General features: G+C 62.9%; 23 protein-coding genes. 15 read left to right on the forward strand and 8 right to left on the reverse strand.

The features are described 5' to 3' along the window. Positions 1–213 precede the first annotated feature (213 nt). Together trxB and CIT25_RS30900 are read left to right on the forward strand one after the other, a co-directional pair. Positions 214–1,188 carry a thioredoxin-disulfide reductase gene (gene trxB / locus CIT25_RS30895; protein ID WP_095488898.1) on the forward strand — a complete coding sequence of 325 codons (975 nt, stop codon included), beginning with the start codon at positions 214–216 and terminating at the stop codon, positions 1,186–1,188. Positions 1,189–1,260: 72 nt separating this feature from the next. After that, positions 1,261–2,157, forward strand: coding sequence for a LysR family transcriptional regulator (locus CIT25_RS30900; RefSeq protein WP_095488899.1), 897 nt, complete (start codon positions 1,261–1,263; stop codon positions 2,155–2,157). Between the two features lie 46 nt (positions 2,158–2,203). Here CIT25_RS30900 and CIT25_RS30905 read toward each other — a convergent pair whose 3' ends face one another. Continuing rightward, positions 2,204–2,704 (reverse strand): methyltransferase family protein, encoded by a 501-nt coding sequence (locus tag CIT25_RS30905; protein ID WP_095488900.1) that lies wholly within the window; start codon positions 2,702–2,704, stop codon positions 2,204–2,206. An 844-nt stretch (positions 2,705–3,548) separates the two neighbouring features. Then, positions 3,549–5,600 carry an elongation factor G gene (locus CIT25_RS30910; protein WP_095488901.1) on the reverse strand — a complete coding sequence of 684 codons (2,052 nt, stop codon included), beginning with the start codon at positions 5,598–5,600 and terminating at the stop codon, positions 3,549–3,551. A 347-nt stretch (positions 5,601–5,947) separates the two neighbouring features. On the opposite strand from CIT25_RS30910, the gene CIT25_RS30915 reads away from it, so the two are divergent. Together CIT25_RS30915 and CIT25_RS30920 are read left to right on the forward strand one after the other, a co-directional pair. Next, complete coding sequence (locus CIT25_RS30915) at positions 5,948–6,343, forward strand: (R)-mandelonitrile lyase (RefSeq protein WP_095488902.1); 396 nt, start codon at positions 5,948–5,950, stop codon at positions 6,341–6,343. An 81-nt stretch (positions 6,344–6,424) separates the two neighbouring features. Then, on the forward strand, positions 6,425–7,942 hold the full coding sequence (locus CIT25_RS30920) for an MFS transporter (RefSeq protein ID WP_095488903.1): 1,518 nt from the start codon (positions 6,425–6,427) through the stop codon (positions 7,940–7,942). Positions 7,943–8,006: 64 nt separating this feature from the next. On the opposite strand, the gene CIT25_RS30925 is transcribed toward CIT25_RS30920, so the two are convergent. Next, the gene (locus tag CIT25_RS30925; RefSeq protein ID WP_095489222.1) at positions 8,007–9,209 is read right to left on the reverse strand and encodes a pyridoxal phosphate-dependent aminotransferase; all 1,203 of its coding nucleotides are present in this window, start codon (positions 9,207–9,209) and stop codon (positions 8,007–8,009) included. A 200-nt stretch (positions 9,210–9,409) separates the two neighbouring features. On the opposite strand from CIT25_RS30925, the gene CIT25_RS30930 reads away from it, so the two are divergent. The 3 genes from CIT25_RS30930 to CIT25_RS30940 all read left to right on the forward strand — a co-directional run bounded on the left by CIT25_RS30930 (position 9,410) and on the right by CIT25_RS30940 (position 11,869). Then, the gene (locus CIT25_RS30930) at positions 9,410–10,303 is read left to right on the forward strand and encodes an EAL domain-containing protein (RefSeq protein WP_095488904.1); all 894 of its coding nucleotides are present in this window, start codon (positions 9,410–9,412) and stop codon (positions 10,301–10,303) included. Beyond that, positions 10,300–11,154 (forward strand): EAL domain-containing protein, encoded by an 855-nt coding sequence (locus CIT25_RS30935; RefSeq protein WP_095488905.1) that lies wholly within the window; start codon positions 10,300–10,302, stop codon positions 11,152–11,154. The genes CIT25_RS30930 and CIT25_RS30935 overlap by 4 nt, the downstream gene beginning before the upstream one ends. A gap of 103 nt (positions 11,155–11,257) precedes the next feature. Further along, positions 11,258–11,869: a glutathione S-transferase family protein gene (locus tag CIT25_RS30940; RefSeq protein ID WP_095488906.1), complete on the forward strand. Its 612-nt coding sequence runs from the start codon at positions 11,258–11,260 to the stop codon at positions 11,867–11,869. Positions 11,870–12,192: 323 nt separating this feature from the next. On the opposite strand, the gene CIT25_RS30945 is transcribed toward CIT25_RS30940, so the two are convergent. Beyond that, the gene (locus CIT25_RS30945) at positions 12,193–12,405 is read right to left on the reverse strand and encodes a cold-shock protein (protein ID WP_023678332.1); all 213 of its coding nucleotides are present in this window, start codon (positions 12,403–12,405) and stop codon (positions 12,193–12,195) included. A 136-nt stretch (positions 12,406–12,541) separates the two neighbouring features. Then, the gene (locus CIT25_RS36625) at positions 12,542–12,739 is read right to left on the reverse strand and encodes a hypothetical protein (RefSeq protein ID WP_158302696.1); all 198 of its coding nucleotides are present in this window, start codon (positions 12,737–12,739) and stop codon (positions 12,542–12,544) included. Between CIT25_RS36625 and CIT25_RS30950 the strand changes: the two genes are divergently transcribed. Further along, positions 12,738–13,064, forward strand: coding sequence for a hypothetical protein (locus CIT25_RS30950; protein ID WP_095488907.1), 327 nt, complete (start codon positions 12,738–12,740; stop codon positions 13,062–13,064). The two genes, CIT25_RS36625 and CIT25_RS30950, sit on opposite strands and share 2 nt — an antisense overlap. A 4-nt stretch (positions 13,065–13,068) precedes the next feature. On the opposite strand, the gene CIT25_RS30955 is transcribed toward CIT25_RS30950, so the two are convergent. Then, the gene (locus CIT25_RS30955) at positions 13,069–13,638 is read right to left on the reverse strand and encodes a methylated-DNA--[protein]-cysteine S-methyltransferase (protein WP_095489223.1); all 570 of its coding nucleotides are present in this window, start codon (positions 13,636–13,638) and stop codon (positions 13,069–13,071) included. A 181-nt stretch (positions 13,639–13,819) separates the two neighbouring features. Between CIT25_RS30955 and CIT25_RS30960 the strand changes: the two genes are divergently transcribed. After that, positions 13,820–14,671: a lytic transglycosylase domain-containing protein gene (locus CIT25_RS30960; RefSeq protein WP_095488908.1), complete on the forward strand. Its 852-nt coding sequence runs from the start codon at positions 13,820–13,822 to the stop codon at positions 14,669–14,671. Positions 14,672–14,676: 5 nt separating this feature from the next. Continuing rightward, positions 14,677–15,165 carry a GNAT family N-acetyltransferase gene (locus CIT25_RS30965; protein WP_095488909.1) on the forward strand — a complete coding sequence of 163 codons (489 nt, stop codon included), beginning with the start codon at positions 14,677–14,679 and terminating at the stop codon, positions 15,163–15,165. A gap of 29 nt (positions 15,166–15,194) precedes the next feature. On the opposite strand, the gene CIT25_RS30970 is transcribed toward CIT25_RS30965, so the two are convergent. After that, positions 15,195–15,539, reverse strand: a complete 345-nt coding sequence (locus tag CIT25_RS30970) for a hypothetical protein (protein ID WP_095489224.1) — start codon at positions 15,537–15,539, stop codon at positions 15,195–15,197. Positions 15,540–15,738: 199 nt separating this feature from the next. Between CIT25_RS30970 and CIT25_RS30975 the strand changes: the two genes are divergently transcribed. The 3 genes from CIT25_RS30975 to CIT25_RS30985 all read left to right on the forward strand — a co-directional run bounded on the left by CIT25_RS30975 (position 15,739) and on the right by CIT25_RS30985 (position 17,898). Beyond that, positions 15,739–16,179, forward strand: a complete 441-nt coding sequence (locus CIT25_RS30975; RefSeq protein ID WP_095488910.1) for a lysozyme inhibitor LprI family protein — start codon at positions 15,739–15,741, stop codon at positions 16,177–16,179. A gap of 136 nt (positions 16,180–16,315) precedes the next feature. Further along, positions 16,316–17,059: a DUF899 family protein gene (locus CIT25_RS30980; RefSeq protein WP_095489225.1), complete on the forward strand. Its 744-nt coding sequence runs from the start codon at positions 16,316–16,318 to the stop codon at positions 17,057–17,059. Between the two features lie 287 nt (positions 17,060–17,346). After that, on the forward strand, positions 17,347–17,898 hold the full coding sequence (locus CIT25_RS30985; protein WP_095488911.1) for a DUF4142 domain-containing protein: 552 nt from the start codon (positions 17,347–17,349) through the stop codon (positions 17,896–17,898). A gap of 123 nt (positions 17,899–18,021) precedes the next feature. On the opposite strand, the gene CIT25_RS30990 is transcribed toward CIT25_RS30985, so the two are convergent. Continuing rightward, positions 18,022–18,342 carry a DUF1476 domain-containing protein gene (locus tag CIT25_RS30990; protein WP_095488912.1) on the reverse strand — a complete coding sequence of 107 codons (321 nt, stop codon included), beginning with the start codon at positions 18,340–18,342 and terminating at the stop codon, positions 18,022–18,024. A gap of 503 nt (positions 18,343–18,845) precedes the next feature. On the opposite strand from CIT25_RS30990, the gene CIT25_RS31000 reads away from it, so the two are divergent. Next, on the forward strand, positions 18,846–19,235 hold the full coding sequence (locus tag CIT25_RS31000) for a DUF6152 family protein (protein ID WP_095488914.1): 390 nt from the start codon (positions 18,846–18,848) through the stop codon (positions 19,233–19,235). Then, on the forward strand, positions 19,236–19,700 hold the full coding sequence (locus CIT25_RS31005; RefSeq protein ID WP_095488915.1) for a DUF6644 family protein: 465 nt from the start codon (positions 19,236–19,238) through the stop codon (positions 19,698–19,700). Positions 19,701–19,820: the final 120 nt, after the last annotated feature.

A 19,820-nucleotide genomic window follows, 5' to 3' on the forward strand; every position in this document is an offset into this window, starting at 1 on the left:
TAAACGACTTTGGTGTCCATTCCATCCCTTCAGCCGGTGATTTTCGGACAGTCACTGCGCAAGATGTTCATGGATCGTCTGTTTGTGCCGAAGCTTTCCGGGGACGAAGGCCAGGTCGTCTTGCTGGCGTCGCCTGCAACACCTAGATTAGGGCCGATATCGATCCCTGTGCCGGACGCTTCATTCGCGTCCGGTTGTTGTGAAAGCCCTGCTATGACCACCAAGCATGCACCCGTTCTCATCATCGGCTCCGGTCCCGCCGGCTATACGGCGGCAATCTACGCCGCCCGTGCCATGCTGAAGCCGATGCTGGTCGCCGGTCTGCAGCAGGGCGGTCAGTTGATGATCACCACCGATGTCGAAAACTACCCGGGCTTTGGCGATCCGATCCAGGGTCCGTGGCTGATGGAACAAATGTTGAAACAGGCCGAGCATGTCGGCACCGACGTCATCAACGACATCATCACCGAGGTCGACCTCAATGTGCGGCCGTTCCGCGCCAAGGGCGATTCCGGCACCACCTATACCGCCGACGCACTGATCATTGCCACCGGCGCGCAGGCGAAATGGCTGGGCATCCCGAGCGAACAGACCTTCATGGGCTTCGGCGTGTCGGCCTGCGCCACCTGCGACGGCTTCTTCTATCGCGGCAAGGATGTCGCGGTGATCGGCGGCGGCAATTCGGCGGTGGAGGAGGCGCTCTACCTTTCCAACCTGGCAAAGAGCGTGACGGTCATCCACCGGCGCAGCGACTTCCGGGCCGAGCGCATCCTGAGCGAGCGGCTGTTCAAGAAGGACAATGTCCGCATCATCTGGGACACCGTTGTCGACGAGATCACCGGCCAGTCCGGCAAGATGCCGCTGCCGCCGTCGGTGGAAGGGCTGAAGCTGCGCAATGTGGTGACCGGCCAGGAGATGCATCTGACGGTCGACGGCGTGTTCGTGGCGATCGGCCATGCGCCGGCGGTCGAGCTGTTCGCCGGCAAGCTGAAGCAGAAGCCGAACGGCTATCTGTGGACGGCGCCGGATTCGACCTGCACCGACATGCCGGGCGTGTTCGCCGCCGGCGACGTGACCGACGACATCTACCGCCAGGCGGTGACGGCGGCGGGGCTCGGCTGCATGGCCGCGCTTGAGGCGGAGAAGTACCTTGCCGGGATCGAAGTTCACCGCGAAGCAGCGGAGTAGGGAAGCGGCCGAGAAAAGCCGCGTAAAAGCCTGATTTTTCATTCAGACGCCAAAAACAGAACGAGGGGCATCATGGCGTTGGACTGGGACAAGCTACGCGTGTTTCACGCTGCCGCGGAAGCTGGGTCGTTCACCCATGCCGCCGAGACACTGCATCTGTCGCAATCGGCGATTTCACGGCAGGTCAGCGCGCTCGAACATGACGTCGGCGTGCCGCTGTTCAATCGCCATTCCCGCGGCCTGGTGCTGACCGAGCAAGGTGAGATGCTGTTCCGCACGGCGCATGACGTGCTGATGAAGCTGGAGACGATCAAGTCGCGGCTGACCGAGGCCAAGGACCGGCCCTCCGGGGTGCTCAGGGTGACGACCACGGTGGGGCTTGGCGCCGGCTGGCTGACCGAGCGCGTGCAGGAATTCATCGAGCTCTATCCCGAGATCAGCCTGCAGTTGATCCTGGCAAACGAGGAGCTCGACCTCACCATGCGCCGGGCGGACTGCGCGATCCGGCTGCGCCAGCCGCAGCAGCCTGATCTCATCCAGCGCCGCCTGTTCACCGTGCATTTCCATCTCTACGCGGCGCCCTCCTACGTCAACAAGTATGGCAAGCCGGCGTCGATCGCCGAGTTGAAGGCCCATCGCATCGTCACCTTCGGCGTGCCGGTGCCGGCGCATTTGTCGGAATTGAACTGGCTGGAAACGGTTGGCGATTTCGAAGGCGGGCAAAGGGTGCCGACGCTGCAGATCAACGACATATTGTCGATCAAGCGCGCGGTACAGGGCGGCGCCGGCATCGCCATGCTGCCCGACTATGTGGTCAGCAAGGACTCAGGGTTGGTGCAGTTGCTGCCGGAGACCGAAGTGCCGTCCTTCGACACCTATTTCGCCTATCCCGATGCGATGAAGAACCAGGCGAAACTCCACGTCTTCCGCGATTTCATTATCGCCAAGGCGCGCAGCTGGTCGTTCTAACCCTTCTGCACGTCGCTTCCTGCCTTGCACCGCGGACGATCATCTCTTACTGGCCGCGCCATGGCGTCAGGCGGGGCAGCCAGCCTGGAACGGCATGGCGGTAGGCCTCGTAGTCGGCGCCATAGCGGCGGGCAAGCGTCGGTTCCTCGTAGAGCTTCACGAACGAGACCATGGCGATGGCGGCGATAGCGGCATAGGCGATGAGAGTCCAACTCGAAAACAGCAGTGCCTGGCCAAGGATGATCGACAGCACCGCCAGATACATCGGGTTGCGGACATGGCGGTAGATGCCGCCGATAACCAGTTGCTCGGTCGGCGCGACCGGGGCGGGCGTGCCCAGGCCTTCGAAGGCAAAACGGGCGAAGGCATGAAGCAGCAAGGCCGCTGCGACGACAATCAGGACCCAGCCGACCGGCACCAAGCCGGGCAGGGTAGACCATGGCAGACGATAGCGATCGGTCAACAGCCAGGGCAGCAATCCCGCGACCACGCCGGGCGCTGCAATGAAGAATAACGCGCTGCCGGCGATCGCCTGACGTGTCCTCATTGAGCTTCCTTCTAGAGTGGAGTGCTTCCACTTGGACGCACAAAGTACACTCTAGCGCTTGGAGTCTACGCGTCGTGCGTTTCGAACCGAAGGTTAGCGCAGCGAAAAATCGATTCCAATTTCGGGCCGATACGCGGCTGCTGCAAAAATAAACGCATGCTGCCTGATTCGACGTCATTCGTTGTCTTCTGCATTTGGAGCGAAAATCGGCTCTGATTCGCTATATCGCGTCGATTTTTTCCTGGCTGTGCATCGCATTTCGACGATTTTGCTGGTCCTACGAGGGCAAGGAATGGATTAGACCACAGCCTGTGTCATTTTGCATGCGTGTGTTGCAAAATAGATGCTTGTTTCTTGGGCATGATGAGCACATATATAGATCATCTCCTGGGCGCGTTCTCCTCCCATTAGCGCCCTCGAGTGTTCCCCTCTGGAGGTTAGCCCTAACAGGCACTTCCAATCAAACTCAGCCGGATCTTCATTGATCCGGCTTTTTTGTTGCCCGAAACCTGCTGGCGCTGAGGGAAAGCCGACCGAAATTGTCACGTAACAGTGACATGTAACCTCAGGTAACCTGTCACAGGCGCTCAGCATCGACTAAGCAGATCATAGGACGCGGTGTGGTTCGTGCGGGAGATGGGGGCATCACTCGGACGATCCGGGCTCAGGCGGCTACCGCGTCCGAACCATTCTTCCGCTGAGGCCGTCAGGCGCTGGCGGCATGTGCGGCGGACCTGCCGTTTCGCCTCCCACGAAGACGGTCCGCAAGAGAGCGGCGTCCGGATCATTCCGGACGCCGTTTCCTTGTGTTCAGCAGCCTGCGATACTGGCGCCAAATCCAGTGTCAGGCGGCCTTGCCATTGGCGTTCAACGCCTCGTCGGCCAGGCGACCGGTGAGTTCGGCCATATGGTCGAAGGCGGCACGATAGCTGGCCACGCCTGCGGTGGCCGAACGCAACTCGATGATCAGGTCGCCGATCTCGGCCTGCGGCATGGTCGCCTCGACCACATCCCATCCCGGCCAGCCAGGCCGCGCATCGTAGCCGAGAATCTGGCCGCGCCGTTGCGGGATTAGGGCGATAATCCTCGACGTCGCGTCGGACGGCGTGACGATCTCGACCTTCATGACCGGTTCGAGCAGCACTGGCGAGCAGGCCGCCATGCCTTCCTTCATTGCCAGCTTCGCCGCCATCTGGAAGGCCATGTCTGATGAATCGACGGCGTGATAGGAGCCGTCGGACAGATTGACGGCGACATCGACCACCGGAAAGCCGAGCGGGCCGGATTTCAGATAATCACGCACGCCGGTCTCGACCGACTGGATATAGGTTTTCGGCACGGCGCCGCCGGTGATGGTGTCGGTGAACTGGAAGCCGGAGCCGCGCGGCAGCGGCTTGATCTCGATCACGACGTCGCCGAACTGGCCATGGCCGCCCGACTGCTTCTTGTGGCGGCCACGCTGCTGCGCCGTTTTGCGGATCGTCTCGCGATAAGGCACGGCCGGCGGATGGCCTTCGATCGGGATCTGGTTCTTGCCTTCCAGCCGCTCGCGCACGACGCGCAGATGCATCTCGCCATGGCCCGACAGCACGGTTTCGGCCGAATCCTGATTGTGGCGCAGGCTGAGCGAGGGGTCTTCCTCGGCAAGGCGCTGGATGGCCGCCGACATCTTCACCTCGTCCTTGCGTTCCTTCGGGCGCAGCGCGAAGGCAAAGACCGGTTGCGGCGGCGCCAGCGTTACCAGCGGCTTGATGCCGCCTTTGGCCGAACTCAGCGTCTGGCCGGTCGTGACGTCGTCCAGCTTGCCGAGCGCGACCGTGTCGCCGGCCTTGGCCGAGGTGAGCTTGGACTGATCCTTGCCGAGCATTCTGTAGATGCCGGAGACTTTTGCCGTGGCGCCATTCGAAAGGAAGAGCTCGGAGGCGTCGGCAAGCTGGCCGGACAGTATGCGCGAGACCGACAGCTTGCCGCCATGCGCGGTGTGAATGGTTTTCATCACCTGGACCACGGTCGCATTTTCGTCCGGTGCACCAAGGCGCTTGCGGGTCGCCTCGATGTCGGGCGCATCGTGGCGGATCGTCTTCAACAGGCGCAGCACGCCGTTGCCCTTCTCGGCAGTGCCGATCAGCACGGGGGTGACCGCGCCGTCACGCAGGTCGGCGGCGAGATCGTCGAAGATCGCGTCCTTCGGCGGCTCAATCTCTTCGAGGAGCTGCTCCATCAACTGGTCATCATGATCGGCGAGCGTCTCCAGCATGGAAAAGCGAGCCTCCAACTCGCGCGCCTTGTCGTCGCCCGGAATCTCGGCCACCTCGCTTTCGGCATATTCGCGATAGATGTAGGCGCGCTCCAGAGCGAGATCGATCGAGCCGATGACGACGCCGTTCTTCCGCAGCGGAACCTGGCGAAGCAGCAACGGCACCGAGCTTGCCGGCTGCAGCATCTTCAGCGTGTCGCGCACGCCTGATATCGCCTTGTCGACCTTGTTGAGGAACATGATGCGCGGCACGCCGAGATCGTCGAGCTTGCGCATGATCAGCTGCAGGGCAGGAATCTTCTTCTCGTCGGCCTCGGCGACGACCACCGCGATGTCGCAGGTGGCAAGCACCGGCTCTGCCTCGAAGGAGAATTCGATGGAGCCGGGACAATCGACGAAAGTGAGTTGCTCGCCCATGAATTCGGTGGTGGCAAAGGTTGCCTCGACGCTCATGGCGTGGGCGCGTGCCTCGGGCGAATGGTCGGAAACGGTGTTTCCCGAGGAAACGGGATTCTGGCGGGCAATGGCGCCCGTGCGGGCTAATATGGCTTCGAGAAGTGTCGTCTTACCGCTTGCAAAGGGACCGACTATGGCAATGCATTTCGGTCCCGTGCGTCGTCCTCCGGCGCGAGTTCCCATGACTGACCTCCACTCAGGCGTTTCCCTGGGAGCGGCGGCCGGCCTGTCGACCGTCGCGGGCGGGGCTTTTTTTCAGTTCGCCACCTGCCCAAAAGCATCGTCCCACGGGTTAGCCGGGAGGGCAAGGGATTTGAGGGCTGCCTGACGTCGCGGATGCTGAGCCGTGATCGGTGGGGCCGACGGGTGCGAGCCTAGGTTCCCCATCAAATCCCGCGACCGAGCCGTCACCGAACAGCCGCAAAAGCGGTTGCGCCATGATGGTTATCGGACGAAAGTGCCCGTTTCTTGCCACAAAAAAGGAACGGCCGTCGCCGACCGGTCCGCCATCAGCTTGAGGATTCGCGACGATGAAGATCATTGCCTGCGGCAGCGTGCCGACCGTCATTGCGCCGGAAAAGTACTTCACCGGCCGTGTGTTGCAGACGCCGATCATCGAGAAGGAAGCCCCGGCGCGTCTGCGCGCCATCATGGTCAGTTTCGAGCCCGGCGCGCGTACCCACTGGCACACGCATCCGCTTGGGCAGACGCTCTACGTCGTATCAGGCGCCGGCCTCGCGCAAAGCTGGGGCGGGCCGATACAGGAGATCCGGGCCGGCGACGTTATCTCGTTTGCGCCTGATGAAAAGCATTGGCACGGCGCTGCCCCGAAATCGGCGATGGAGCATATCGCCATGCAGGAGGCAATCGACGGCGTCCATGCCGACTGGCTGGAGAAGGTGACGGACGAGCAGTATGGCGGCTGAGCCGGGCGCTTTTGATCGGTCCTAAAAGCGCGTCGCGTCTGGTCATTATAGGTGATTTCAACACTTAGGTTTGGAGTCGTCATGTCGAATCGTCGCTTGCCTCTTGTTGCCGCCGTCTATCTCGGCACATTCGTCGCGCTGCTCGACATCAGCATCGTCAATGTCGCCCTGCCGACGATCCAGATTGCGCTCGGCATCGACTTCGCCGGGCTGCAATGGGTGATCGACGCCTACACGCTTTGCCTGTCTGCCTTCATGCTGTCGGCAGGCCTGATCGGTGACCGCTACGGGCGCAAGCGCTCCTGGCTGGCAGGCATCGGCATCTTCGTGGCTGGTTCTGCCATCTGTGCAATCGCGCCCAACCTGCCGGTGCTGCTGGCAGGCCGGGTGGTGCAGGGGATCGCCGGATCGCTGATCATTCCGGGCGCGCTGTCGATCCTGACGCAGGCGTTTCCCGATGCCCGCGAGCGCGCCGGCGTCATTGGCGGCTGGGCGTCGTTTGCCGCCATCTCGCTGCTCGCCGGCCCCGTCGTCGGCGGCATCCTGGTCGAAGCCGCCGGATGGCAGAGCATTTTCCTGATCAACCTGCCGCTCGGCTTGGCCACGATCGTGCTGGGTGCAGCTTCGATCGTAGAGACTTCCCACCCCGAGCATGCTCATCTCGACCTTGTCGGCCTGGCGCTCAGCATTCTGTGGCTGGGCGCGCTGACCTTTGGCCTGATATCGGCAGGTGAAAACGGTTGGGGCGATCCGCGGACGGTCACGGCCGTTGTTGCCGGCCTGGCCGGCTTGGCAGTCTTCCTTGCCTTCGAGGCGCGCACGCCGCGGCCGATGCTGCCGCTTGGCCTGTTTCGCGACATTCGCTTTGCCGTCGCCAATGTCGCATCGTTCGCGCTCGGCCTCACCTCCTACACCGGCGTCTTCCTTTATTCGATGTTCCTGCAGCAGGCCCAGGGCTGGTCGCCGACACAGACCGGCTTGCGCATGGCGCCGCTGTTCCTTGTCCAGATGGTCGTGTCGCCGGCGATCGGCGGGCTCAGTCAGCGCTACGGACATTCGGCGCTGATGGCCGCCGGCTATCTTTCGAGCGGGTTTTCCATGCTGGGCATGTGCTGGGTTGAAGCCTCAAGCCCCTATGTGACGATCGGCCTGCTGTTTGCCGTCGGCGGCCTCGGCAACGCGCTGTCGATCCCGACCGGCAGCGCCGCCGCGATGTCGTTTGCGCCGCGCGAGCGGTCGAGCATGGTGTCGGCGGTGATCAACGCAACCCGCCAGAGCGGGACCGCCATCGGCATCGCGCTGCTCGGCGCCCTGATGAGCATGCGGGCAGCAACCCTGCTGACGGGGCATCTTGAAAATGCTGGGGTCGCCAATGCTGGAGCGGTGGCTCGCGCCGCCGTTTCAAGACACGATTTCGCAGCCGATGCGGCGATGGGAGAGGACGGCCTGCGCGCTCTGTTCGCAGCCGCCTATGCCGGCGGCTTCCATGCGGCGATGCTGACGGCGGCCATCGTCTCGTTCGTCACGGCCGGGCTTCTGGTCGCCATTCTGGCGCCGGCCGAGGCACGTTCGGCGCGCGAAACCAATGAGCAGGGATGAGGCTGGTGCCTATCGCCTCGAAAACCCGGCTCGCGGCCGGGTTTTGGCGTTCGGGATGCCCTGATCAGGTCAGCGAGGCGGTGAAGCGCTGGATGCGCGTGCAGGCCTCTTCGAGCAACGCCTCGGATGTGGCGTAGGAGATGCGGAAGTTCGGGCCGAGGCCAAAAGCCGAGCCGAACACGACCGCCACGCCCTCCGCCTCGATCAGCTCCGAGCAGAAGGTCTCGTCGCTGTCTATCACCTTGCCGGCTTTGGTCTTCTTGCCGATCAGCTTGGCGCAGGACGGATAGACATAGAAGGCGCCTTCGGGCGATGGGCATGTGATGCCGCGCGCCTGGTTGAGCATCGACACGACGAGATCGCGCCGCGCCTGGAAGATCGCCTTGTTTTTCGCAATGAAATCCTGCGGACCGTTCAGCGCCTCGACCGACGCCCACTGCGCGATGGTGCAGGCGCCGGACGTCTGCTGGCCCTGGATCATGTCCATCGCCTTGATCAGCGCCACCGGCCCGGCCGCATAGCCGATGCGCCAGCCGGTCATGGCATAGGCCTTCGACACGCCGTTCATGGTCAGGGTGCGCTCATAAAGCTTCGGCTCGACCTCGGCGATTGTCTTGAAGACGAAGTCGCCATAGATCAGGTGCTCATACATGTCGTCGGTCAGCACCCAGACATGCGGATGCTTCAACAGCACGTCGGCCAGATCGCGCAATTCAGCCTCGGTATAGGCGGCGCCCGAAGGGTTCGACGGCGAGTTCATCAACAGCCATTTGGTGCGCGGTGTGATCGCCTTTTCCAGCGCCGCCGCCGTCAGCTTGAAGCCGTTGTCGATGGAGGTGTCGGCAAAGGCTGAGGTGCCGCCGCAGATCGCCACCATCTCGGGATAGCTGACCCAGTACGGCCTCGGTATGATGACCTCGTCGCCGGGGTTCAGCGTCGCCATGAAGGCATTGAACAGGATCTGCTTGCCGCCGGTGCCGACGATGGTCTGCTCCGGCCGATAGTCGAGATTGTTCTCGCGCTTGAATTTTTTCGCGATCGCCTCGCGCAGCGGCACGATGCCGGAAACCGGCGGATATTTCGTTTCGCCGCGGCGGATGGCGTCGATCGCTGCGTTCTTGATGTTGTCCGGCGTGTCGAAGTCCGGCTCGCCGGCACCCAGCCCGATCACGTCACGGCCGGCGTTTTTCAGCTCGCGCGCTTTCTGCGTCACTGCGATGGTCGCGGAAGGCTTAACGCGGGAAAGGACGTCGGCAAGAAAGGCCATGACGATATTGTCTCCTTTGGGGTGCAGGCGGTCCATCCAACCGCGGCGCATCTCATGTCGCATCATTCCGCCAAGCGCAAGCACTGTCGGATGAGCCAGATCTCAAATCCCCGGCAAATCCGGCAACAATAAATTCACTTACCGGCGGTAAAACCCCGAGTGGCTGGATCCATTCCGCCAGTCTCGCAAAGCGAGGAACCGTGTCGCGCAGCATCGGGCTTGCCCATATCGTCCGTCATGACGACGGCACCGCCAGCGGTGTCTGGGGCACCCATACGCTGCAGAGCGCTTTCCAGCCGATCTTCGCCTTCAGCAACGGAAAATTGTCGGTCACCGCATTCGAGGGGCTGATCCGGCCGTTCCGCGATGGCGAGCCGCAGGCGCCGATGAGTTTTTTCAACACCTGTCCGACGGTCGACCGCCTGCATATCGAGGCGCTGACAAGGACGCTGCACCTTCTGAACGCCGGTGCCAGCCTGCCGCCAGAGGCGTCCATCTTCATCAATTTCGACCCGTCCGTGTTCACCGATCGCAGCATCGCCGACAAGGCGCTGCGCGACATGCGGCTGGTGCTGCATGAGGCTGATATCGATGCGAACCGCGTCGTCTGCGAGGTGACCGAGCAGAAATCGGCGTCGCAGGAAACCCTCTACAATTTCGTCGAGGCGCTCAGGGCCAATGGGTTTCGCATCGCCGTCGACGACTATGGTGCCGATGAGTCCGACATCAACCGCATCAAGGAGCTCAGGCCTGATATCGTCAAGTTCGACGCACGCTGGATCATGCAACTGATGGAGTCCGGCGCCGGCTTCGCGCTGCTGACCGCCATGGTGGCAAGTTTCGAAGAGCAAGGCATCCGCACGGTGTTCGAGGGCATCGAGGAGGGCTGGCAGCTTGAATTGGCCGAGAAATCGGGAGCCTCGATGGTGCAGGGATTCGCGCTGGCGCGCCCGGAGCTTGCGCCGACCAGCTTTCACGTTTTCGGCAAGGACAGGCAGATGCCCGCGGCAGTGTCCAATGCCGGCGATGCGCCTGCGACTGTATCGTCCTCGCTGCGGCCGAAACGGGCTTTCGGCCGCAAGGTGGTGCCATGACCGGGCGGCACGACAGGCGGCGCAATGTCGGCGAGGCGATCTTCGCCGACGAAGTCGGGATCGAATATGGCGTCTATGGCGCGTTCCGGCTGAGGAGCGCCTACCAGCCGATTTTTGCGCCGCGCGGCAGGTTTTTGACGGCCGTTGCGGTCGAAGGCCTGATTGAACCGCACCGCGCCGGCAGGTCGGTCGCACCACCCGTGTTTTTTGAGGGCGTGCCCCTGCCGGATCGCCTGTTCGTCGAGACGATGTGCCGGGTGCTGCATCTCCGGAACTTCCACAACATCGGTGTCGACGGGCTCGACCTGTTCTTCAACTATAATCCGCTGCTCAATGATGACCCCGGGCGGGCGCTGGCCGAGATCAGGCTGATGACCAGGCATCTCGCCGAGTTCGACCTGCACCCCGGCATGCTGGTCTGCGAGATCACCGAGCAGGCGGCCGACGACAAGGTGCTCGTCAGCCTGGTGCGCGAGATGCGGCGTGACGGCATCCGCATCGCCATCGACGATTTCGGCACCGGGCATTCGACGGAAGAACGGGTCGCCCTTGTCCAGCCTGACATCGTCAAGATCGACGGCACCTGGTTTGCGGAATTCTGTCGCCATGTCGCCGCCGAACGATTCTTCCGGCCGCTGGTTTCGGCGCTGCACGACCGCGGCACCAAGGTGCTGGTCGAAGGAATCGAGAATGCCACTCGTTTGCGCGTCGCGCTGGATGGCGGCGTCGACCTTTTGCAGGGTTATCATCTGGCGCGGCCGGCGCTGGCCGGCACGGTCTTCGACGAGGAGCCGCTGCCCATCGACCGGCTGCTTGGCAGGGACAACAACGTCGTGCCGTTATTTGGATGATCTATCAGCGGCGCTGATGGTTGCGCCAAAACAAATCACTGGATCAAATCGTTGCCGCCGGGATAGAGCCTTGGCTGTCGTCGCACGAGCAATGGGAGCAAAAATGACCATACTTTATGGGATGATCGACAGCGGCAATTGCTACAAGCCGCGCCTTCTGATGGCCAAGCTCGGCATGGCCTTCACCAATGTCGAGGTGAGTTCGCATACCGGCGACACCCGCAAGCCCGACTATGTCGCCAAGAACCCGAACGCCATGGTGCCGCTGCTTGAGCTCGACGACGGCAGGCGGCTTGCCGAATCCAACGCCATCCTGCTCTATCTCGCCGAAGGCACGCGGTTCCTGCCGGCCGACAAATACGAGCGCGCACTGGCCTATCAATGGCTGTTCTTCGAGCAGTACAGCCACGAGCCCTATATCGCGGTGCGCAAGGCGCTGCTGATCTTTCCCGAACGGGCCAAGGACGCGACGCCGGAGCGGCTGGCGGTGACGCTGGAGCGCGGCAACAAGGCGCTCGGCGTGATGAACAAGCATCTGGCGGGCAGGGCATTCTTTGCCGGCGAGGCATTGAGCGTCGCCGACATCGCGCTCTACGCCTATACGCATACGGCCGAGATGGGCGGTTTTCAGCTCGACGCTTATCCGGCGGTGGCGGCCTGGCTAAAACAGGTCGAGGCGGACAAGGGGCACGTGCCGATGGAATGGCTGCCTTAGTTCTGTCCTCACTCCCGTCGCCGCTTCGCGGTTCGCTCCGGACGGGGCGCGCCACGAGGCGCGACGCCCGGTCGGGCCTTGCGGCCTTCGGCCGCGACACGAAAACCGAGCAGGGATGGAATCCAGACAGCAAAAAGGCGGGACAAAATCCCGCCTTCCATGCTTGGTAGCCTGATCGGGAGCGTCCGGTCCGGGCCGGCAGCAATCTGCTGCTTCGGCTTGTCGGGGTCTTTCCGCTCCGGTGCGCTTCTCGCGCGACTGTCAGTACATCCGTGACTTGCCGCGCGCCCCGAGCTATCGCCCGGCGCGCGCCATTCGCAAAATCAGGCTGCCTTGCTCAGAGATCCAGCGGACGACTTGCCAGTGCGGCGGTCCTGCTCGATCTCGAAGTTGATCTTCTGGCCTTCGACCAAGGTCGACAGTCCAGCGCGCTCGACTGCGGAGATGTGAACGAAAACGTCCGCGCCGCCGCTGTCAGGCTGGATGAAGCCGAAACCCTTGGTGGAGTTAAACCACTTGACCGTACCTGTTGCCATTTCGATAGTCCTTATACGTTTGCTTTAGATTGACCGAACCGAAGTCCAGCCGGTTTGTATCGAGATTTTGGAGATAGACGTCAGCAAACGCGAATATCGCGAGGCCCGGATCGATCGGCCGAAATATCAATGGACCTCATATAGTCCGCTTCTCCGCAAAAAACAAGACTTCGCGAAAAAAGGCGCTGACGCGGCGCTGCCCAACGGCCGCCCCAATCGCGTGAAAGCCTTGTAACGTCGCGTGTTGCGGTGGGTCGCATTGTTTATCGCGCACGCTGCGGGGAAGGATCGTGCCGCCTTCGAGCGTCCGGTCCTGTTTTTGGGAGAGGACCATGAAAACTGTTCTGCTTGCCGCCTGCCTGACGCTGGTGGCCGCCGAGGCGCAGGCGATCTCGCGCTATGACCCGAGCCGCATGAGTTGCGACAGGGTGCAGGCGACGATTGCGCGGGAAGGCGCCGTCATCTTGCGTTACCAGTCGACGCGCACGCCGGGGCTGCCGCTCTACGACCGCTATGTGCGGAGCCAGCGTTTCTGTAACATGGGTGAGGTCAGGGCACGGGCGTCGGTACCGAGCGCCGATACGAGGTCCTGCGTCGTCTACAAATGCAAGCGGGTGGACACAGACCGGCGTTTCCGCCGGCGCATCTTTCCGAACTAACACCCTAGAAGCCGAATGAGACCTGCGCCGGCGGCGGCGGGCCGACGCGCACGCCTTCCATCGCCAGCATCTTTTCCTTGGTGGTCGAGCCGCCCGGCGCGGAAAAACCGCCGATCTTGCCGCCGGCGGCAAGAATGCGGTGGCACGGGATGACCAGCGGCACTGGGTTGGCGCCGAGTGCTGCGCCCGTCTCACGCGCCAGCCCGGCATGGCCGGCGCGCTTGGCCAGCTCGCCATAGGTGGTGGTCTCGCCAAAGGCGAGCTTGCGCGCCGCGTCGTAGATGGCGAGGCGGAAATCGTCGACGCCGGTGAGATCGACCGGCACACCGGAGAAATCGACGTCTTCGCCGGCTGCATAGGCCTTTATCGACGCGATCAGCTCGGCAACCCATTGCGGTTGGGCGCTCGAAGCGGCGCTGCCGGTATGGTGCAAGAGCCGGCGTTCCACCGCGTCGCGGTTGCGCTGGGGCAGGCAGAGCCTCGTCAGTCCGGCTTTGCTCCAGGCGATGCCCATAAAGCCGATCACGGTTTCGAAGACCGCGTGGCCGGCGGTGGCTTGAGGGGTGCTTTCCATGATGTGCTCCTTTCCGAAGAAACGGATGGGAATCCAGTACATATCGAGAACGAGATATCGCATTTTCAGGTTATTGTCGCCACCCGAAAACCATCCGAAGTCCACAACAGGCTGCGGATTGCGGGGGGAAAGGTGCTGGTGTAAGGATTTTCTTAACAGACGAACCGGACCCGAGCGCGGCTTGCCAGCAAAAATCATCTTTTCCGCGATCGGCGTGATGCTCGCTGCGGCCGGCCTCAGCGGCTGCACCTCGACCTCGCAGACGAAGCCGGTGCCTTCCCTGACTGAAACCGCCGCCGCAGGCTCTGATGTCGGCTTTACGCTGGTGCTGCCCGACACGGTTTCGGTGCTGCCGGAATCGTCCGGCGTCGCGCCTGTCCAGACGGCGGCGCTGGCTGTCGACCCCACCGCGACGCCTGCCCAGCCAGCCGCCTTCGCCGGCCCGACCCCGTTGGCCGCAACTGCGCCTGCAGCCTTGGCGGGCGACGCCACGCCACCTGTCCATGCGACGGCCGCTGTGGCCATGCCGGTCACTGGCGAAACAAGCAAGACGATGCCCGGCGTGCAGCAGGCCGCCTATGTCGTGCCTGAAGATCCGTCCGACCTGCTTTCGACCAGCCCTGCCAAGGAGTACGCGACGGGACCGCGCGGCGAGATCGAGCGACTGATCGAGAAATACGCCGCCCTTTATGAGGTGCCGGTCGATCTGGTGCGCCGCGTCGTCAAGCGCGAGAGCACCTTCAATCCCAAAGCCTACAATCGCGGCCATTGGGGGCTGATGCAGATCAAGCATGCGACGGCGCGCGGCATGGGCTATGTCGGGCCGGCGAGCGGGCTGTTCGACGCCGAGACCAATCTGAAATATGCGGTGAAATACCTGCGCGGCGCCTGGCTGGTGGCCGGCGGCAACGCCAACCGCGCCGACCGGCTCTACCAGAGCGGCTATTATTACGACGCCAAGCGCAAGGGCATGCTGGAAGAAACCGGCCTTGGCCGCGACCGCGCTCGGCGTCGCCTGCAGCCCGATGCCTGACCACCATGCCTGAGCCGCGCCCGCCGGCGCCAAACGACATAAGACTGCGCAAGATCCTCGACGACACGCTTGCCCCGCCGCGCTGGCCGGAAGGCTTCGTCATGCGCGGGCTCGAGGCCACCGACGCGCTCGCTTTGCATGCGCTGCTGACCACCGTGTTCGACGATGGCGCCGACGGGCCGTTCGACGAATGGTGGCCGCGCGTTTCAAACGACGCGGAATTCGATCCTGCTTTGTGTTTCCTGGTCATCGACAGCAAGGGTCGGCTGGCGGGCGCGGCGCTGTGCTGGACGAGGGCGTTCGTGAAAGACCTTGCCGTCCACCCCGGGGCGCGCAGCCGAGGCATCGCCGAAGCGCTGATGTGGCACGTCTTCGCCGCCTTTCGCGCACGGGGCGCTGCGCATGTCGATCTCAAAACCAACACGGTTGAGAATGCCGCCGCCGTCAGGCTCTACGAGCGGCTGGGGATGTTCGAAGTCGACTGGGAAGGCTAGAGCCCGAGACGAACCTGCTTTGTTGCCGTTCAGATGTCGGGCGCGTTGCCGATCTTCTGCTTGACGCCGAGCGCCCAGGCGCGGCCTTCGTCGCCACCCCATAAAAGCCAGGCAATATAGCCGGCCGACGGATCCTGCTCATTGCCGGAATTGCGGCCGTTCTTGTCGACCTTATGGCGAGCGAAGTAGCTGACCATGCGCCGGACGGTGGAGGGCGAAAGCTTTTGCCGGTTCTTGAGCTGGGTGGCCCGCGCCACGCCGATCTCGGTCCCGCCGCGGCCAAATATGCCGCGCAGCCTGAGGCCCATGGCGGCGTTGTCTGCGACGATCTGCGGGCAGCGCAGGTCGATTTCGTCATTGTCGGCTTCGCGCATGGTTTTCTCCGATATGGACTTATAGTCCTGAACGAAAAATGCAGTGAGATGCATCCCGTCCCCGCAACACTATTGCTTCGCAGCCGTCGGAGCCGGCCTGAAAGGAACTGTCCACCAAGGCGACAGACTGCGTCTTGCCTGTATTCGTCTCACGGTTAAGCTTTGTTACAGCGGGAGCTTTCGAAATCGGAGAAACACGATGCGGCTTTTGCATTCCAAAACGGGTCTGGCCAAAACCGGTCTCGCCACCTTGATCCTCGCCGTTCCGCTGCTTGCCAACGCGGCGCGTGCCGACGATTGCGCCAACGCGCAGGACCAGGCGACCATGAACGAATGCGCCGGCAAGTCGTTCACCGAAGCCGACAAGAAGCTCAACCAGGCCTACAGGCAGATCGAGGGGCGGCTGAAGGACGATGCGGCGACGAAGAAGCTGCTGGTAGGCGCGCAGCGCGCCTGGGTCGCCTTCCGCGATTCCGAATGCGCTTTCCAGGGCGGCCCGCCCGATATGGCCGGCAGCATGTATCCGATGGTCATCGCCGGCTGCAAGGAGAGCCTCACCAACAATCGGCTGAAGGATTTTCAGGGCTACCTCAATTGCCAGGAAGGCGATACGAGCTGCCCGGTGCCGACAGCGCCGTAGCTGAAGCGGCAGCCCAGATTTTATCGCATCGCGGCCGGCGCAAATGTCGGAACCGCCTCCGTTCCCGCGTCTTTGAGAGGCAAGGCGTGTTGCCGCGTGCGGCGCGCCGCCAAAAGCACGGCTGATGGAGATGACGATGATCACCTTTCCCAACGAATCCCAGGAATACCGCGCCGCCCGCGAAACGCTGCTGCAGAAGGAAATCGAACTGCGCCGCGCCATGGAGGATGTGGCCGTCGCCCGTCGTGCCCTGCCGCCTGGCGGGCTGGTGCCTGAGGACTATGTGTTCGACGGGCTTGGCCCGGATGGCAAGCCGGCCCGCATAACACTGTCGGAGCTGTTTTCGCCTGGCAAGGACACGCTGATCGTCTACTCGATGATGTTTCCGCGCCATCCGCAGGAGACGCGCGACGTGGCGACGAGTGGCGGCACGGCCAAGCTCGCGCGGCCGGACCAGCCATGTCCGTCGTGCACGGCGCTGCTCGACCAGTTCGATGGCGCCATTGGCCATCTGGAGGCCGCCGGCTTCAATTTCGCCGTGGTGGGCAAGACCGCGCTCGAAAACCTGATCACGCTTGGCCGCGACCGCGGCTGGACGAACATGCGGCTGGTCTCCTCGGCCGGCAACAGCTTCAAGCGCGACTACCACGCCGAGGCCGACGATGGCGCGCAGTTGCCGATGCTGTCGGTGTTCCATCGCGACGCCGACGGCATCCGCCATTTCTGGAGTTCCGAGCTTGGCTTCGCGCCGTCCGAACCCGGCCAGGATCCGCGCGCCGTCGGCACCTGCGAGCCCTTGTGGAACCTGATGGATTTCACGCCGGAGGGCCGGCCGAACTGGGACGAGCAACTGCAGTATGCCGGCGCGTGCTGCCACTGAGGCGGGCCTTCCCTTCTCCCTTGTGGGAGAAGGTGGATCGGCGCGCTAGCGCCGAGACGGTAGAGGGGTGTTGGAAGAAATGAGGCGTTGGCAATTGTGCGTCTCTCGGCGTTGATGGGCGGTTGTGAGTGGGCGTAACGCCAAGCTGGAACACCCCTCATCCGACCTCGCTGCGCGAGGCCACCTTCTCCCACAGGGGGAGAAGGGAGGACGCTCCAATCTCCGCGCAACTTCGCCGCTTGAGTCGCGTTGGAACTCCGAGGACACATGAAACCCCGGAGGTTCCAATGAGACCGCATCTTGCCACTGCCGCACTTGCCCTGCTTGCTGCAACGTCGGCGGCCTTCGCCCAATCCGCAGCGCCGGCCGATTTACCTGCTGTCGGCGAAACCAAGATCGACACCGAGACCTTTACCAAAACCGTCCCCAGCGCCAACCGGTTCGAGATTGAAAGCAGCAAGCTGGCCGAACAAAAGAACGTCGCCGCCGATGTGAAGGATTTCGCCTCGCTGATGGTTAGGGATCACACCAAGGCTGGTGAGGATTTCAAGGCAGCTCTCGAACAGAGCCAGACCACCGCCTCGGTGACACCGAGCGGCCCCGCTTTGTTGCCGAAAGACCAGGCGATGCTGGACCAGCTAAAGACCCTCGACGGCGATGAATTCCAGGCGAAATACATCGTCCTGCAGACCGAGGCGCACAAGCAGGCATTGGCGCTGTTTTCCACCTATGCGCGGTCGGGCGAAGACCCGGCGCTGAAGGAATTCGCCAAGAAGACGCTACCGACGCTGCGGATGCACGAAGAGCGCATAAAGGATTTGGTGGCCGCCCACAGCTAGTGCATGTCGCCCAAAAGCATGCCCTCGGGCCTGACCCGAGGGTGCGCAGCGGTTTTGGGATAACGACATGCATAAAACAAGAACTTAAAGCGCGTCGCGATGCGCTTTAAGCTGGCGCTGCTCTCAGCTGGTTTTGATCTGCTCGACCGCGGTCACCAACAGTTCGGCCATGGCGCCGCGAATCTGATGATCCGACTGGGCGACGCCAGCCGCGTCGAAATCGGCGCGTACCTTGCGGAACACATCGTCGTCGCCTGCCTCTTCGAAGTCCGCGCGCACCACCTCTTTCGCATAGGCGTCGGCGTCCTCACCGGTCTTGCCGAGCTTTTCGGCGGCCCACAGGCCGAGCAGCTTGTTGCGCCGCGCCATGGCCTTGAACTTCGTCTCCTCGTCCATCGCAAACTTCTTTTCGAAGCCTTCCTGACGGTCTCTAATACTGCTCATGGTTTGCCTCGTTCAGGTGTTAAGTCTCCGACCTTCATCCGATGGAGAAGAAGAGCGGCAGGCCGAACATGGCGTGCATATACGTCATAAGCAAGACCGGACCGTTCATTCCGCGGGACAATCGCTGCAGACAAAACTGGCGCTCGACTGACCAATTGTCGATGTCGGTGCCGCCCCTCATCCGCCTGCCGGCACCTTCTCCCCGTATAGGGACGGGGAGAAGAGGCTGGCCGCAACCTCGGCACGTTTTCTGCATCGCTGGAGATTGGCGAAATCCTTTGCGAAAGCGTCTTTCTCCCCGTCACTATACGGGGAGAAATGCCCGGCAGGGAATGAGGGGCAGCGCCAACCTGAAGCGATTGCCTGTCGGCGATCGATCGGCCGGCGCCTGGGCGAACGGTCCATAGCGGTCATGGCCGACAGCCTTCGCACCGATGTGATTTGACGTTACCGCGCGGCGACCTACTCTCGAATACTGACGGGATGAGCCGAGGAGGCGAGCGATGCAGTCACCTTTCAACGGGATTCGGAACGTCACGCTGGCAGCGGCAGTGATCCTTGCCGCCGGCACCGCGGCTTACGCCCATCACGGCTGGTCGTGGACCGAGGACGGGTTTTTCGAACTCCGGGGCAAAATCACGGCCATCTATATCGGCAATCCGCACGCCACGCTGGATGTCGACGCAGAGGGAGAGGTCTGGAGGGTGGAGATGGCGCCGCCGTCCCGAACCATTGCCGCCGGCTTCACGGAGGAGGTTGCCAAGATCGGCGACGAGGTGACCGCGATCGGCCACCGCTCGCTCGACGAGGCCGAAAAGCGCATGAAAGCAGCCCGCGTCATTGTCAACGGTAAGGCTTATGACGTCTATCCCGACCGTGTGCCGCCGGCTTGAATGGACGAGTTCCTCGCCGGCATCGAGCAACTCGCCTTCGTGCGGGCATTGAAGGCCTCATTCGTCGCCTACCCCATAGTCAATGCGCTCCACATCATGTCGATCGGCGCGCTGCTGACCAGCGTCTGGCTCATGGACCTCAGAGTCCTCGGCGCCTTCCGCTCACTGCCGCAGGCGGCGTTCGTCGCGTTGCTGCGCCGCACCGCATTTACCGCGTTCGCCAGCGCGCTTGTCACGGGGTCGCTGCTCTTCTCAGTCAGGGCGAGGGAGTATGCGGCGATGCCGATTTTCCTCACCAAGATGACGCTCATCCTCCTCGCCGGCGCCAACTTCCTCGTCTTCATGCGCCGCGCAAAAGGCGGTGACGAGCCGGCCGGCGGGACCGTCACCATCCTGGCGGTGCTTTCGCTGGTGCTGTGGACGTCGGTGCTGTTCGCGGGACGGTTTATTGGGTTTCTCAACTGAGGGGCGAGCGGCGGAACTGGCCCTCCCAAGGCGGGCAGACAGCTCCCTGCAAATGGTTTCAGGCGAGATGGTGCGCGGCGACATCGAAACGCAGACCGAGGCGTCGCTGAGGGCGCTGAA

The sequence above is a fragment of the Mesorhizobium mediterraneum genome, from assembly GCF_002284565.1.
Lineage (GTDB): Bacteria > Pseudomonadota > Alphaproteobacteria > Rhizobiales > Rhizobiaceae > Mesorhizobium > Mesorhizobium mediterraneum.